General features: G+C 71.6%; 10 protein-coding genes. 6 read left to right on the plus strand and 4 right to left on the minus strand.

From position 1 onward, the window contains the following. Positions 1 to 5: 5 nt before the first annotated feature. The gene (locus tag LY12_RS19710) at positions 6 to 1,220 is read left to right on the plus strand and encodes a heparan-alpha-glucosaminide N-acetyltransferase domain-containing protein (RefSeq protein WP_253858798.1); all 1,215 of its coding nucleotides are present in this window, start codon (positions 6 to 8) and stop codon (positions 1,218 to 1,220) included. Here LY12_RS19710 and LY12_RS19715 read toward each other — a convergent pair. From LY12_RS19715 to LY12_RS19725, 3 genes are all read right to left on the minus strand, one after another. Then, positions 1,147 to 1,638 (minus strand): STAS domain-containing protein, encoded by a 492-nt coding sequence (locus LY12_RS19715; RefSeq protein WP_253858799.1) that lies wholly within the window; start codon positions 1,636 to 1,638, stop codon positions 1,147 to 1,149. The genes LY12_RS19710 and LY12_RS19715 overlap by 74 nt on opposite strands. Positions 1,639 to 1,816: 178 nt before the next feature. Further along, the gene (locus LY12_RS19720; protein ID WP_253858800.1) at positions 1,817 to 2,572 is read right to left on the minus strand and encodes a GAF and ANTAR domain-containing protein; all 756 of its coding nucleotides are present in this window, start codon (positions 2,570 to 2,572) and stop codon (positions 1,817 to 1,819) included. A gap of 67 nt (positions 2,573 to 2,639) precedes the next feature. After that, a complete protein-coding gene (locus tag LY12_RS19725; RefSeq protein WP_253858801.1) occupies positions 2,640 to 3,386 on the minus strand; it encodes a GAF and ANTAR domain-containing protein in 747 nt (248 codons plus the stop codon). Positions 3,387 to 3,628: 242 nt separating this feature from the next. On the opposite strand from LY12_RS19725, the gene imuA' reads away from it, so the two are divergent. The 5 genes from imuA' (at position 3,629) to LY12_RS19750 (ending at position 10,826) form a co-directional block, all read left to right on the plus strand. Next, positions 3,629 to 4,792 carry a DnaE2-dependent mutagenesis accessory factor ImuA' gene (gene imuA', locus LY12_RS26290; RefSeq protein WP_372493565.1) on the plus strand — a complete coding sequence of 388 codons (1,164 nt, stop codon included), beginning with the start codon at positions 3,629 to 3,631 and terminating at the stop codon, positions 4,790 to 4,792. After that, positions 4,789 to 6,435 (plus strand): DNA polymerase Y family protein, encoded by a 1,647-nt coding sequence (locus tag LY12_RS19735; RefSeq protein ID WP_253858802.1) that lies wholly within the window; start codon positions 4,789 to 4,791, stop codon positions 6,433 to 6,435. Before imuA' ends, LY12_RS19735 begins: the two co-directional genes overlap by 4 nt. Beyond that, positions 6,435 to 6,572, plus strand: coding sequence for a hypothetical protein (locus LY12_RS19740; protein ID WP_253858803.1), 138 nt, complete (start codon positions 6,435 to 6,437; stop codon positions 6,570 to 6,572). The genes LY12_RS19735 and LY12_RS19740 overlap by 1 nt, the downstream gene beginning before the upstream one ends. Before the next feature lie 39 nt (positions 6,573 to 6,611). Beyond that, a complete protein-coding gene (locus LY12_RS19745) occupies positions 6,612 to 10,118 on the plus strand; it encodes an error-prone DNA polymerase (RefSeq protein ID WP_253858804.1) in 3,507 nt (1,168 codons plus the stop codon). A 123-nt stretch (positions 10,119 to 10,241) separates the two neighbouring features. Continuing rightward, positions 10,242 to 10,826, plus strand: a complete 585-nt coding sequence (locus LY12_RS19750) for a pentapeptide repeat-containing protein (protein WP_253858929.1) — start codon at positions 10,242 to 10,244, stop codon at positions 10,824 to 10,826. A gap of 153 nt (positions 10,827 to 10,979) precedes the next feature. Here LY12_RS19750 and LY12_RS19755 read toward each other — a convergent pair whose 3' ends face one another. After that, positions 10,980 to 14,414 carry a glycohydrolase toxin TNT-related protein gene (locus tag LY12_RS19755; RefSeq protein WP_253858805.1) on the minus strand — a complete coding sequence of 1,145 codons (3,435 nt, stop codon included), beginning with the start codon at positions 14,412 to 14,414 and terminating at the stop codon, positions 10,980 to 10,982. Between the last annotated feature and the right edge of the window lie 117 nt (positions 14,415 to 14,531).

Consider the following 14,531-nt stretch of genomic DNA (forward strand, 5'->3'; position numbering starts at 1 on the left):
GACTCATGGGCATTCGAACCCGTTCGCCTGCCGCGTCGCCGACCGCGACGTCGCGGCTGACCGGTGTCGACGCGACCAGGGGCATCGCCGTGCTCGGCATGATGGCCGTGCACGCGTTGTACATCGCGGGCAGCAGCGGGGATCCGGCTTGGTGGTACTCGATCGTGTCCGGTCGGTCCGCCGCGACCTTCGCCGTGCTGGCCGGTGTCGGTATCGCCTTCACCACGCGACGGGAGCAGGTCCCCCGCGCGCGGTGGCGGCCGGTCACGGCGTCGCTGGTCACACGGGCTCTGGCGGTCGGTCTCCTGGGCCTGGCGCTGGGCTACACCGACAGCGACATCGCCGCGGTGATCCTGCCGTTCTACGCGGTGCTGTTCCTGCTGGCGATCCCGCTCGTGTTCCTGAGCACGCGGCTGCTGCTCGTCACCGGCGCCGCGGTCGCTGCGGTCGTGCCGACGCTCAGTCAGCTGTTCCGCGACGTCCTGCCCGAGCCGAGCTATGCCAACCCGTCGTTCGGATACCTGGTCGACGATCCCCTCGGATTGTTGTCGGAACTGGCGGTCACCGGCATCTACCCCGCCCTGCCCTGGACGGCCTATCTCTGCGCAGGACTGGTCATCGGCCGGCTCCGGCTGTCGTCGTTGCGCGTCGACGCGTGGCTGCTCGCCGGAGGTGCGGCACTCGCCGCGGTCGCCTCCGCGCTGTCCGCTCTGCTGCTCGGCCCGCTCGGCGGCCGTGGCAGGCTCGTCGCGGTCGACGGGTCCAGTGTCGTCGACGGCGTGCTGGAGTTCGGCGCGCCGGGAACGACGCCCACGACGAGCTGGTGGTGGCTGGCCGTGGACGCCCGGCATTCGAGCACGCCGCTGGATCTGCTGCACACGACCGGGACGGCGACGGCGCTGCTCGGCGCGCTGCTGTTGCTCACGAACGCGCCGAAGGTGGGTGCTCTCGCCCGGCTGCTCGCCAGTCCGCTCGCGGCCATCGGTGCGCTCACGCTGACGGTGTACTCGGCGCACATCGTGTTCCTGAACTCACCGCTCGACCGGTTCGGCGCCCTCAGCGGGTACCTGGTTCAGGTCGCCGTCGCCGTCGCGTTCGCCATGGCGTGGCGGCGGTTCGTGGGCCGCGGCCCACTGGAATGGGCCGTCACCTGGCTGGCGGGCCGGGCAGGGGCGATCGCATCACAAGGCCGGTTTCGGCTGCGGCGTTCCTCCCCGTGAGCGCCAGGCGGACGGCGCTCGTGATGTCCGGTGCGGTCAGCAGGACCTCGTCGAGCGCGACGAGGTCGAGCACCCGTCGCAGCGCGGCGCTCGGCGCGACCAGCCGCAGCGATCCGCCCGTGGCTTCGGTGTGGCGGTGCAGCGTGGTGAACAGGCCCAGCCCGGCGGCGCTGCAGAACGTCAGCCGGGTGACGTCCAGTACGACGTGGTTGCCCGCCGTGACGCCCGGTGAGAGTCCTTCGGCGAGCGAGGGTGTGGTGGCGAGGTCGAGTTCCCCGTCGGCGGTCGCGACGACGAGGCGACCGTGGGAACGGACGTCCCATCGCAGTAACGGGCATCCGGCCGTGCCCCCGGCCGTGGCGCGGGACGATTGCGTCGGACCGCACGTGGATTGCGTGAACGGAAGCCATGCGCGCATGCCGGACCCCTTAGGACGTTGCGGTGCCACCGGGGTCCGGGGTGGGCGTTGAGCGTGGATGCGCGCCGACGTGATGCGGAGAACCGGCGTGAGGCCGAGAACCGATCCTGCCGTGCACCCGAAGTGAATCTAACAGGATTTTCCCGACAGGCAACATGCGGAATTCGGCGGCCCGGGGTCACGTACGTCCGGATCGTGTGTGGGTAAGAGTCAAACCGTCGGTGCCGGTGTCGGCGATGCGGAGTCCGCCCGCGATGGCTTCGCCTGCGACCTCGTCCAGGCGCTGATTGCGGCTACGGGCGTGCCGGCGCATCGCGGCGAAGGCCTGATCCGTGGTCACGCCGTGGCGTTCGGCGAGGACGCCCTTGGCCTGTTCGACGGTGACGCGGCTGTTCAGCGCCGTCTGCAGTTGCTCGGTGACCATTTCCTGATGGCGCACCGCACGTTCGGACAACAGGCCGATGGTGGCCACGTCCACGAGTGCCTTGCCCAGTCTCGCGTCGGCCTCGTCGAGGCCGTCCGGATGCGTTCGGAACAGTGTGAGGGTGCCGATGATCTGTGTCCGCAGCTGCATCGGGATGGCGTGTACCCCGGAGAAGCCCAGTTCGGCCGCCGTCGCGGTGAACCGCGGCCACCGCTCGGTCTCCTGGTTCACATCGGGCAGGGTCACTACCTGGCGGCTGTGATAGCACTCCAGGGAAGGCCCCTCCTGCTCTTGCAGCTCGAACAGCTCCAGCAGCCGAGTCTCGCCGGTGGAAGCCGCGACCAGGCGCAGCGAGCCGCGCTCGTCGGACAGCAACAGACCCGCGGTGTCGGCGTCGAGCAGCTCCACACACCGTTCGGTCAGCGTGTGCAGGAACTCGACCGCGTCGAAGCCGGCGACCAGGGTGTCCGCCAGCTCGACGAAAGCGTCGGTCACACGCTGTTCCCGCATTGCCATTCCTCTCACCATACGAGATCTCCCCGCTCGGGAACATCCGGATTGTCGCCCTGTGCTTGGTTCATTCCGGTTTTTCTTCGGGGCCGGCTTGGGGGTCGAAACGTAGTCGGCGGGTCACCACATCGGCCGCGACCTCGTTCAACGGGACGTCTTCGGTGAACGCGCGGGCTCGTAGTCGGGCCAGCGCTTCCGCCATGTCCACTCCCAGCTGTACGGCGACCATGCCGGTCGCCTGGTGCACCACATCCCGGCCGTGCGAGATCTCGTCGGTCGGCCGGTAGCCGGGCCGACGGTCGATACCGGAGGAGCTGTCCAGTAGTAGCTGCAGCGCCAGGTCTGCGAAGACCAGCGTGTTCGCGAGTTGTTCGGCTGTCATCGGCCCCGTGGCGGCGCGGTGGAGTTCGAGTACCCCCAATTGAATCGTGCCCGCGTGAAGCGGGAACGCAAACACCGCACCGACGCCGCGTTCGAGGGCGGCCCCGGCGAACCCGGGCCAGCGGGCTGTGACCTCGGCCAGATCCGGGACCAACATCGGCGAGGAGAACGTGAACGCCGCGAGACACGGGCCTTCGCCGAAGGTGACCTGCAGCTCCTCCAGCTCCGCCGCCAGCTCTCCCGAGGCGGCGATCGGGGTGTGCGTGCCGGGGCCGGTCATCGCCGTCACGCTCGCCCCGTCGACGCCCAGTTGCAGGTGTGCGGCGCGGCACAACGCCGCCATCGAGATGTGACCGTTGTCGTCACCTGTGGCTGTGGCTGCGGCTGCGGCTGCGGCGACCCACGAGAACACCCGTGCCGTCCGCTCGCTCATCCCTCCATCATGCCGCATCAGGACGATGTCGCCGCTGCCCATGGTGGCTCTACCCGATCCGCGGGCGGCAACGCGGTCGCGGGCTCGCCGGGACTCTGTGATGGAGACCGCTTGACACTTTCTTCGAACCTGTGTTCTATGTAGGTGGTCGAACAAGAGTTCTAGTTCGTGGTCTCCGGTCCAGTGGTCTCCGGCCCGGTGATCGGGTCGACCGGTCCGGGGTGCGAGGGGAGGTGAGCACGATGTCCGTCCCGGTTGTTGCGATGAACACGACTGCGGTGGATACGGCCGCTGCGAACGGCATCGCTGCGAACGCCGCCGCTGAGGATGGAGCCGCCGAGGACGCCACTGTTGAGGACGCCGCTGCTGAGCACGCCGCTGTTGAGTACGGAGTCGCTGAGGGTAGGGGGGAGCCGCCGGACGCGGGGGAATCGGCGGCGCCGGGAAGCCCGGTGCCCGCGGGCGGTGGAAGTGTCGCCGACACCGTGGCCCGGCTGGCGTCGTTGCCCGGTGTGGGCACGGCGGGTGAGATCGCGTCGGCTTCGCGATCGGTGCCCGCGGCGTCGTCGCGGGCTGCTGCGGGGCAGCCGGGTTCCGTGGGCCTCGTGGAGTCCGAGGTGGCCGCGGCGCCCGCGGGCAGTGATCACGGCGGTGGGGACGGTAGTGATCAAGGCGGTGGGCGCCGCGGTGTGAACGGTAGCGGTGCGATCGGCGGTGGTGTGAACGGCGGTGGTGCGGGTTCCGAGTTCGCCACCGAGGCCATGGGTGAGCCGGCGGCGGGTGCCGGCGACAGGGTGCTCCCCGTGGCTTCCGCGCTGGCGGAGCTGGTGCCATGGGGCGGATTGCGCCGCGGCAGCACGGTCTCGGTCAGCGGGTCGACGTCGTTGTTGCTGGCGCTCCTTGCCGAGGCGACCACCCGCGGATCGTGGGCCGCGGTCGTGGGGATGCCGCGACTCGGCGTGCTCGCGGCGCGAGAACTCGGGGTGGCGGTGCATCGGCTCGCGCTGATTCCCCGTCCCGGTGCGGATCTTCCCCGGGTGGCGGCGGCCTTGCTGGACGGGGTCGATCTGGTGGTCGTTCCCGCGGATCGAGCGGGTGGGGCCGGGGAGCCGAACCTCGCCCGGCGGTTGTCGGCGCGGGCGAGGAATCGCGGTGCGGTGCTGCTGACGGCCGGGTCGTGGCCGGGTACGGAGGTCGAACTGCGCTGCGCGGCTGTGAACTGGTCCGGAGCGGACGGCGGCCACGGGTACCTCGCACAGCGTGAGGTCCTCGTCGAGACGGCGGGCAGGCGGGGCGCGGCGCGCACGAAACGCGTTCCCCTGCTGCTGCCGGGGGAGGACGGGTCGATCGCGCGCGCCGAACCCGCAGGAACCACTCCGCCGCTGCGGGAGGTGCGAGCAGGATGACCACCCTCCCGCAGCGTTCGTCAGCGGATTCCCCGCGGACGTCCCGACGAGCGCGGCCGCCGCGGTTGCTGGTGCTGTGGTGCCCGGACTGGCCGGTGGTGGCTGCCGCTGCCGAGTCGGGCATCTCCCCGGCGGAACCCGCCGCGGTGCTGGCGGCGAACCGGGTCGTGGCGTGTTCGGCGGTGGCGCGTGCCGTCGGGGTCCGGCGTGGCATGCGGCGTCGCGAGGCCCAGGCCCGCTGTCCCGAGCTGGCCGTGTTCGCCGACGACACCGACCGCGACGCCCGCCTCTTCGAGACCGTGGCGACGGCGACGGAGGAACTGATCGTCGGGGTGGAGGTGGTGCGGCCCGGTGTGGTGGCCGTGCCGGTCGCGGGGGCGGCCCGCTATTTCGGCGGCGAACGCAGACTGTTGGAACGGCTCGTCGACCACGTGTCGGCACGGACAGGGGCCGAATGCCAGATCGGTGTCTCCGAAGGATTGTTCGCGGCGACCTTGGCCGCCCATCGGGCACGGCCGGTGCCGGAGGGGACGGCCGCGGAGTTCCTGGCCCCGCTCGGGGTGCAGGAACTCGACCAGCCGGGCAGCGGCCGCCGTGAACTGGTGGACCTGTTGCGGCGCCTGGGAATCCGCACGCTCGGTGCGTTCGCGCAGTTGACTGAGCGGGACGTGCTCGCCCGGTTCGGGGCAGACGGGGCACTGGCGCACCGGCTGGCGAGCGGCAGGGACGAACGGCCACCCGGCAGGCGCCGTCCGGCACCCGATCTCGCCGTGACCGAAACCTGCGACCCGCCGCTCGAACGGGTCGACGCCGCCGCGTTCCTGGCTCGCACCCTGGCGAGCCGGTTCCACGAGGGACTCGCGGCCCGCGGCCTCGCCTGCACCAGGCTGGGAATCCATGCCACGACCGAACACGGGGAGGAGCTCGGCCGCAGCTGGCGCTGCGGCGAACCGCTCACCCCGGACGGCATCGCGGACCGGGTGCGATGGCAGTTCGAGGGCTGGGTGACCCGCGGCAGGGAGGACGCGCCGACGTCCGGGGTGACCGTGCTCCGGCTCGAACCGGAGGAGACCGTCGATGGCAGTGCGCTGCAACTGGGCCTGTGGGCGGGCGGCTCCGGCGCCGAACACACGCCGGAAGCGGACAAGGCGGCCCGCGCACTGGTGCACGTCCAGGGACTGCTCGGTCCCGAAGGGGTCTGCACCGCCGTGTTCGACGGCGGCCGCGGCCCGGCCGAGCAGGTACGGCTCGTGCCGTGGGGAGACCGCCGCACCCCGGCCGGCGGTCACGACGCGCCGTGGCCGCAGCGGCTGCCGAGCCCGTCGCCGGCGACCGTGTTCGACGAACCGTGTCCCGCCGTGGTCGCGGGGGAGGACGGGCGGCAGCTCGACGTCACCGACCGGCACCGGCTCACCGCGTGGCCGCGGACCGTCGCGTTCGGCGACGGCAGGCCGCGACGGGTGCAGAACTGGGCGGGTCCGTGGCCGGTCACGGCGCGCTGGTGGGTGCCAGGTGACCGGGGTCGCCGTGTCCGGCTGCAGGTCGTCCTCGAACCCGGCGGTGACGGGCAGCCGATCGCGGTGCTGTTGCGGTGGCAGGAACGTGGAAATCCGAAGTGGACAGTAGAAGGGGTGTACGACTGATGCATGACGAGTCGCTGCCGGGCGCCGCCGATTCCCGGCCCCGCGAGCAGCACCGGGACCCGGCGGCCCCGCCGGATTCGGCGACCCTGCTGCGGCAGCTGATTCCCGAACCCAGACGGTCCCCGGAAGGCGAATGAGCCATGGGGCGGAACTGAGACATGGGGCGGAACTGAGTCATGGGGTGGAACAATCCGCCTGTCCCGTGGCGGAACCTGGAACGCACCCTGTCGGGCCGTGATCCGCTGCCCGGCGACTCCGGTGACCGGAAGGACCAGGCAGGCGACGGAAACGACAGCCCGGCGTGGGGGCGCAGCCGGGACAAGTACGCCAAGCCCTCGGACCTGCCCCCACCCGGCCACGACGACGCCGGAGCCGCGGGCCGCGTGCCGTACGCCGAACTGCACTGCCACTCGAACTTCAGCTTCCTCGACGGCACCAGCGATCCGGAGGACCTGGTCGAGGAAGCGGCGCGGCTGGAACTCGACGCCATCGCGCTCACCGACCACGACGGCCTGTACGGCGCCGCACGCTTCGCCGAGGCAGCCAAGGAAGTCGGCATGCGCACCGTGTTCGGGGCGGAACTCAGCCTCGGGCTGTCCGAACCGCCCGCCGGGGCCGCCGACCCTGGCGGGGAGCATCTGTTGCTGCTCGCGAAGGGCGCGGGCGGGTACACGAGCCTGTGCCGAGCCGTCACGTCCGGCCAGCTCCGCGGGCACGACCACGAGCCGCCCCCGGGGCAGCGGGCGGAGAAAGGGCGGCCGGTCTACGACCTGGACGAGATCACCGAGGAGGTCGCGGGCAGGTGCCTGGTGCTCACCGGGTGCCGCAAGGGCTCCGTCCGGCGGGGGCTCGCCGAAGGTGGGCCGGACGCCGCGGCCGCGGCCCTGCGCGGGTTGATCGACCGGTTCGGCCGCGACGACGTGTACGTCGAACTGATCGACCACGGCGGGCCGCTAGACAGCGCCCACAACGACCGTCTCGCCGAGATCGCCGCCGACCTGGGGCTGCAGACCGTCGCCACGGGAGCGGTCCACTATGCACGGCCGCAGCAGGCCCACCTGGCGCAGGCGGTGTCGGCGATTCGCGCGCGGCGCAGTCTCGACGAGATGGAGGGTTGGCTCGCCGCGTCCGGGGCGGCGCACCTGCGGTCGGGCGCCGAGATGCACGCCCGGTTCGCCCGCTATCCCGGCGCGGTCCAGCGTGCCGCGCTGCTTGCCGAGCGGTACGCCTTCCCGCTGGAGGTTCTCGCGCCGAAGCTGCCGCCGTTCGAGGTTCCGGACGGTCGTGACGAGGCAGGCCACCTGCGTGCGGTGACCGCAGAGGGGGCGACGCGGCGCTACGGCCCGCGGGAACGGAACCCGGATGCGCACGCCCAGCTCGACCACGAACTCGACGTCATCGAACGCCTCGGTTTCCCCGGGTACTTCCTGATCGTCTGGAACATCGTGGAGTTCTGCCGCCGGGGCGACATCCTCTGCCAGGGCAGAGGATCGGCGGCGAACTCCGCCGTCTGCTATGCGCTCGGCATTACGCGGGTCGATCCGGTGAAGTGGAAACTGCTCTTCGAACGGTTCCTCGCCCCGGACCGCGACGGCTACCCGGACATCGATCTGGACATCGAATCCGACCGGCGGGAAGAGGTGATCCAATACGTCTACGGCAAGTACGGCAGGTTGTGCACCGCACTGGTCGCGAACGTGATCACCTACCGTCCCCGCTCGGCGGTCCGCGACGCGGCCAAAGCACTGGGGTACTCGCCGGGACAACAGGACGCGTGGAGCAAGCAGATCGACCACTGGGGGCCGCTCCACCGGCTCCGGCAGCAGTCCGATCACGACATCCCGGAGGGGGTGCTCGACGTGGCGGGCGCGCTGGAGCACGCGCCGCGGCACCTCGGCATCCACCCCGGAGGCATGGTCATCTGTGACCGCCCGGTGAGTGAGGTGTGCCCGGTCGAATGGGCACGCATGGAGAAGCGGAGCGTTCTGCAGTGGGAGAAGGACGACTGCGCGTGGGGCGGACTGGTCAAGTTCGACCTGCTCGGTCTGGGAATGCTGTCGGCCCTGCACTACATGCGCGACATGGTGCACGAGGACAAGGGAATCGACGTCGACCTGAGTGATCTGCCGCTCGACGACGAGAACGTCTACGCGATGCTGCGGCGCGCGGACGCCATCGGGGTGTTCCAGGTGGAGAGCAGGGCGCAACTCGCGACCCTGCCCCGGCTCAAGCCGAGGAAGTTCTACGACCTGGCCATCGAGGTCGCCCTGATCCGCCCCGGCCCGATCCAGGGCGGCTCGGTGCATCCGTACATCCGGCGTGCCAACGGGGACGAGGAATGGCAGCACGACCATCCGCTGCTGGCGAACGCGCTCGGCAAGACCTGCGGGGTGCCGCTGTTCCAGGAACAGATGATGCAGCTCGCCGTCGACGTCGCCGGATTCACCGCGGCAGAGGCGGACACGCTGCGCCACGCCATGGGGTCGAAACGGTCCGAGCGGAAGATGGAGCGTCTCCGGCAGCGGTTCTACGACGGCGCGGCGGCACGTGGGGTCGATCGCGACATGGCCGCCCACATCTTCGAGCGGATGCGCGCGTTCTCCCATTTCGGATTCCCGGAGAGTCACGCGCTGAGCTTCGCGTACGTCGTGTTCGCCAGTGCGTACTTCAAGTACTACCACCCGGATGCCTTCTGCGCGGGGCTGTTGCGGGCGCAGCCGATGGGGTTTTATTCACCGCAGTCGCTGACGGCCGATGCGCGCAGGCACGGTGTCGAGGTCCGCGGCCCCGACATCAACGCCAGTGACTCCTTCGCCCGCCTGGAACCGCTCGCCCCGCACGGAGGTAGCGGAGCCGGAACGCCGTTGCGGCACGGCGCCGCCGTGACCGGATCCGCGGCGGGCCCCGTGGCCACAGCCGGATCGGCAGGTGAATCGGCCGCTTCCGGGACCGGCGGTACGGCCGCGGCCACGCACGCCGTCCGAATAGGACTCGCCGCGGTGCGTACGATCCCCACGTCCGCGGCGGAGGAACTCGTGGCCGAACGGGAGGAACACGGCCCGTACCGCGACATGGCCGACGTCGCCAGGCGGGTCCGGCTCACCACCCCGCAGTGGGAGGCACTCGCCACCGCGGGCGCCTTCGGCTGCTTCGATGAGGTGCGGGGAGAGCGGCGCAAAGCGCTCTGGTCCGCGGGGGCCGTGGCGCAGGAACGGCCGGAGAGTCTTCCCGGCACCACACCGGCGACCGAGGCACCGACGCTACCCGGCATGGACGAGGTCGACCTGGCGGCTGCGGACGTCTGGGCGACGGGGCTGTCGCCGGACAGTTTCCCGACCCAGTTCATCCGCCCCCGGCTCGACGCGCTCGGAGCCGTCCCCGCGCAGGAGCTGCAGCGGATCGCCGACGGCACGCGGGTGCTCGTCGGAGGAGCCGTCACCCATCGCCAGCGCCCCGCGACGGCGGGCGGCATCACGTTCATCAACCTCGAGGACGAGACAGGCATGATCAACGTGGTCTGCACCCGTGGGTTGTGGGAGCGCTACCACCGGGTGGCGCGGTCGAGTTCGGCGATGCTGGTGCGCGGTGTCGTCGAACGCACCGACGAGGTGGTCAATCTGCGTGCCGACCGGTTGCAGCATCTGCCGATGCGGATCACCGCGAAGTCGAGGGATTTCCGGTGAGCGGGCCGCTGCGAGAGGGTGTGCGATTCTGGCGGCGTGCACTTCCCCGACCCCGCCGATCCGGACCACGACCCCGCCGATCCCGAGCCTGCTGCGGGCCACGCCGGCGCGTCCGGCGCCGCGGTGGAGTCCGGCGAGGACTACCGCGACGCCGTGCTCTCCGGACAGCGGTGGGCGGGCAGGCGGTTCGTCCGCTGCGATTTCACCGATGCCGACCTGCGTGAACTGGCGACGACCGGGTGCATGTTCGACCACTGCGACTTCACCCGTACCGACTTCGGTGAGTCGGTGCACCGCAACTCGGCGTTCCGTACGTGCACGTTCGACCGCACCATGCTGGGCGACTCCGCATGGACGGGGTGCTCACTGCTCGGCAGCGTGTTCGTCGACTGTGGTCTCCGCACGGTCACGCTGACCGACTGCGACCTGACGCTCGTGTCGCTGGCCGAAGCCGTGCTGCGCGGCATGGACCTGTCGGGGCTGCGGCTGCGCGAGGCCAACCTGGCAGGAGCCGACCTCCGCAGAGCGAACCTGCGGCAGGCGGACCTGACCGGGACCAGACTGAACGGCACCCGGCTGACCGAGGCGGATCTGCGCGGCGCGCGGCTGGACGTGCGCGCGCTGGCGGCGGCCGAGATGTCGGGCACGCGGGTCGACGTCGACACGGCCGTCCTGTTCGCCGCCGCCCACGGCCTGGTCGTGAGCTGAACACCCGGGGCGAACCGGACTCGACGAGGGGCGCGGCTGCGCAGGGAACGGGACTGCACCGGGGAACGGGGCTGCACCGAGGAACGGCTCCGAACAGGGGTCGAGCCCGCGCGGTACGTCCACGCGGGCTCGACACCTGTCGCTGTTCCGGGTTCAGTCGACCGGCGGCTCGCCGGGTTCGAGTTCGATGATGTCGCCGTCGGCCAGCAGCTCCTCGATGGAGGCCGGCAGCATGTACGCCGCACCGCCGCCGGGCTGGTTGAACCACGGGATGGCCACGCCCGCCAGTGTTTCGAGCGGCCGTTGGACGCGGTAGACGTGGTACGGACGGTTGACCCACTCCGGCACGAGCGACCGTTCCTCGAACGGGGTGCCCGCAGCGTAGGTCAGGTTGCCGTTCGCCCCGCCGAACCGGTCGAGCTCACTGCCCACGGGCAGCGTGCGCATCTCCTTGCCGCGGAACAGTGTCAGCGGTGGTTCGCCGGGCAACGGCTGGATCGGCCACTGCTGCCCACCCGGTTGCTGGCCGCCCTGCCCGGCCTGTGGGCGCGCTGCCTGCTGCGGTTCGCCCGCGGCGGGCCGGTGCTGGGTCGCCGCGGCCTGTTGAGCCACCGGTTCCCGCACCGGCGCCGGTGCGGCCTGTGGAACGGGGCCGCCGCGGCTTGCGGGATCGTCGGCGGGGGAGACCGTCCGTGTCTGCGCGAACGGTTCTTCCGAGACCTGGCGCGTTCCGGTGGCGATCTCGGGCGTGAGGGTCGCCAGCAGTGGACGGGACGAACCCGCGTCCGGCGGCTCCGGCGCAACCTGTTCGAACTCCGGGTCGCCGTGGGCGGGCTGTTCGGGAACCTCGTCGACACCGTCGGGGGAGAGCAGGACCTTGCCGAGCATGAACGCCTTGGCGTCCGCGGCGTCGCCGAACACGGCGGTGCTCTTCAGCTCGCCGTCGTACCAGCCGACCCGCCAGCCGTCGCTGACCCGTTCGAGGCTCCAGCCGTAGTCGGACGGCACACCCAGCGCGTAGTACTCGTCCGGCACTTCGAGCTCGTCGAGTTTGTCCTGCAGATCGTCGAGCTCCGGATCCTGCGGTGGCATGTTGCCGATCTGCGTGGGCGGTCCGGGGTCCGGCTCGACGGCCGAGCTCCGGCCGTCCCGGTCGTCGACGTCGCCGCCGCGGTCGGGGACGTCGTGCCGGTCGCCGTAACCGCGGGAGTCGTCGAAGCCGCGGGGATCGCCGAAGTCCCGCCGGTCCCCGTAGTGCTGATTCTCGAAGTCCCGGCTGCCGTAATCCCGGTCGCCGTAGTCCTCGTCGCCGTGACCCCGGAGGTCGTACCCACCGCGGTCACCGGGGACCCGGTCATCGGGGGCGGGGGCGTCGTCGTACTCGCCTGTGTCGTCCCGGCCCGCGAAGCCTGCCGCGGCGGCACCGGCGACGCCCAGTGCCCCGGCCGTACCGAGGGCGGCGGCACCGGTCGTGCCGGATGCCGTGGGCGGCTCGGGCTGGTCGAAGTCCTGCCGTGGTGTCGGGGCGGTCCGTTCCTCGTCCAGTTCGGCGGGCGGCTCCTGACCCGGGTGCCGGTCCTGTTGCGGGCCGGTCGGGCCGTGCGTGGCTGCCGGCCGGTCCTCCAACGGCGGCGTTGCCTCGTCCCGGTTCGGGTCCGCAGGCGGCGGACCGTCGGCCCGTACCGGTGAGGTGATCGTCGTCGGCGGACCCGAGTCGAAATCCGGTTCGGCACGGCCCGGTGCGGCTGCACCGAAGTCGGCCGGATCGTCGTCCACCCCGCCCGGAGTCCGGTCGAAGTCGGTGTCACCCGCCGCCGCATCGCCGGCACCGGCCTCGGCGCGCGCGGGGTCATCCGGCGTGGCGCCCGTGTCGCGGCCGGGTCGTGCCTCGTCGCCGAACGTGGGGATCGGCGTGAAGGCGGTGCCCTGTTCGTGCAGCGGTTCGCTCTGGGAAGCGCCGCCGAACGGCTCGTCGACGTCGTACCCGCCTGCCGGTGCGCTCATCGGCGCATCGTCGGACGAGAGGTCGTCGCGACCTGCCGGGCCGGTTTCGTCGCCGCGGCCCGGCAGCGTGTAGGACGCGGTTTCGGCTTCGGGGTCGACGTAGTCGTCGGCATCGGGTTGCGGCGGCGCCGTGCCGGAGGCCGCCGTCCCGGGAACCGCGGTCTCGGGAACCACAGTCTCCGGGGAGATGGCGCCGGACCCGCCCGCCACGGCGTCCTCATCGGTGCCGGTACCGGCGTCGTCACCGTCGGCGGGGGTGAACGGCGACACCGGGCTCATCCTGCTCGCGTGGTCCGTGCCGTTGATGCCGCTGAACTGCTCGTCGAGTTCCTGGGCGGCCTTGCCGGGGCGGCGCACCGGCAACTCGGGGGCGTCGGGGTCGACAGGGTCCGGACGCACGGGCGCGTCTCCGAACTCCGCGCCGTTCCGTGCACCCGCGGCGCCCGCGAGACCGGCGGCGCCCACACCCGCGATGCCCGCGGCGCCGGCTGCGATCGCGCCGGTGCCGGTGGAGTCGTCCGAGCCGACCGCCGGTTCCGCAGGCGCGTCGGCCGCGTGGCCGGCCTGGTCCTGCCGCTGGGACTCCGAGTGCTGGGACTCCGAAAGCCAGGACTCCGAGGGCTGGGAATCCGGCGACTGGGAATCCGGCGGCTGGACACGCTCCGGGGCGACCGGCGGGGTCTGGGTCGTCGGCTGAGCCGCATCGGCACCGGGAAGGTCCGCGCCGGGTACCCGGGGCGGTCCCTGCTGCGGGGCCTGTTGCGGGCCCTGGCCGTGCGCCACGTGGGCGGCCGCGGCCTGGCGGGTCTCGTCGGGCACCTCGGGAACCGTGAACCCAGTGGCGCGGATGTGCTGCAGCAGGTCCGCCTCCGGCGCGACCCCGTGGGTACGCAGGTAGTAGGGCACGGCGGCGGGCCAGATCCACGATCCGTCGCTGTGGAACGCGATCGGCACCTCGGCGGACTGGTCGGGGGCGAGCCGGTCGACGTCGTAGCCGCGGGCGGGTCCCACGGTCGGAGCGCCGTCGAGATAGGCGAGTACGCGGTCCCGTTCGTCCGGGTCGAGTTCGGGCCGGGTGACGACGGGGCCGTTCGGGCCCGCGCCGTCGAAGATGCGGGCCATGCGGAACCGCGGCCCGGAACGCTCCGGGCCGAGTCCGGCCATGCGGCGCATCAGCCAGTCCGGCACGTTCTCCTCGGAACGGGGGAACATGCGCAGCTCGTCGGCGTAGGCCTGGGACGGCGGTGCGAGGTCCCAGGAGGGCTCGTCGCGGTCGTACTCGAGGTTGTAACTCGACGGGTGGTCCAGCTGGTAGCGCGCGTTGAACCAGGTGCCACGGCCCTCGCGGTACATCCCGGCGCGGAGTTTGCCGAACAGCGTCGCGATGTCGTGGGTCGCCACCCACTCCTGCGTCGTGCCGTCGGCGGTCACGACCTCGCCGGTGAGTTCGTGATACCTCCCCACAGCGCGGTACACCGCGGTCACCCTTCGCCAGTCCCGCGGGGCGGCCCTCAGCAGCGAGAGGCCGATCTGCTTGACCAGCGTGTCCTGCTCGGTCGCGTTCAGCTGGGTCGGAAGTGCCACGCCCACATCTTGGCTAATAGGTTTCGCGAATGCACGGCCACCGGGTACATGAGCTGTGCGTCTCACCCTGTGGCGCGGCTGTCAGCGGCAACGACGAGCCGGGAGTGGGCGCGGACA

Source organism: Prauserella alba (assembly GCF_024171735.1).
GTDB lineage: Bacteria > Actinomycetota > Actinomycetes > Mycobacteriales > Pseudonocardiaceae > Prauserella > Prauserella alba.

What these genes read in the sequence shown, in the direction of transcription:
- LY12_RS19745 (WP_253858804.1), top strand. Translation starts at nt 6,612, where the DNA reads ATGGGGTGGAACAATCCGCCTGTCCCGTGGCGGAACCTGGAACGCACC.
- LY12_RS19720 (WP_253858800.1), bottom strand. Translation starts at nt 2,572, where the DNA reads ATGCGGGAACAGCGTGTGACCGACGCTTTCGTCGAGCTGGCGGACACC.
- LY12_RS19715 (WP_253858799.1), bottom strand. Translation starts at nt 1,638, where the DNA reads ATGCGCGCATGGCTTCCGTTCACGCAATCCACGTGCGGTCCGACGCAA.
- LY12_RS19740 (WP_253858803.1), top strand. Translation starts at nt 6,435, where the DNA reads ATGCATGACGAGTCGCTGCCGGGCGCCGCCGATTCCCGGCCCCGCGAG.
- LY12_RS19725 (WP_253858801.1), bottom strand. Translation starts at nt 3,386, where the DNA reads ATGAGCGAGCGGACGGCACGGGTGTTCTCGTGGGTCGCCGCAGCCGCA.
- LY12_RS19710 (WP_253858798.1), top strand. Translation starts at nt 6, where the DNA reads ATGGGCATTCGAACCCGTTCGCCTGCCGCGTCGCCGACCGCGACGTCG.
- imuA' (WP_372493565.1), top strand. Translation starts at nt 3,629, where the DNA reads ATGTCCGTCCCGGTTGTTGCGATGAACACGACTGCGGTGGATACGGCC.
- LY12_RS19735 (WP_253858802.1), top strand. Translation starts at nt 4,789, where the DNA reads ATGACCACCCTCCCGCAGCGTTCGTCAGCGGATTCCCCGCGGACGTCC.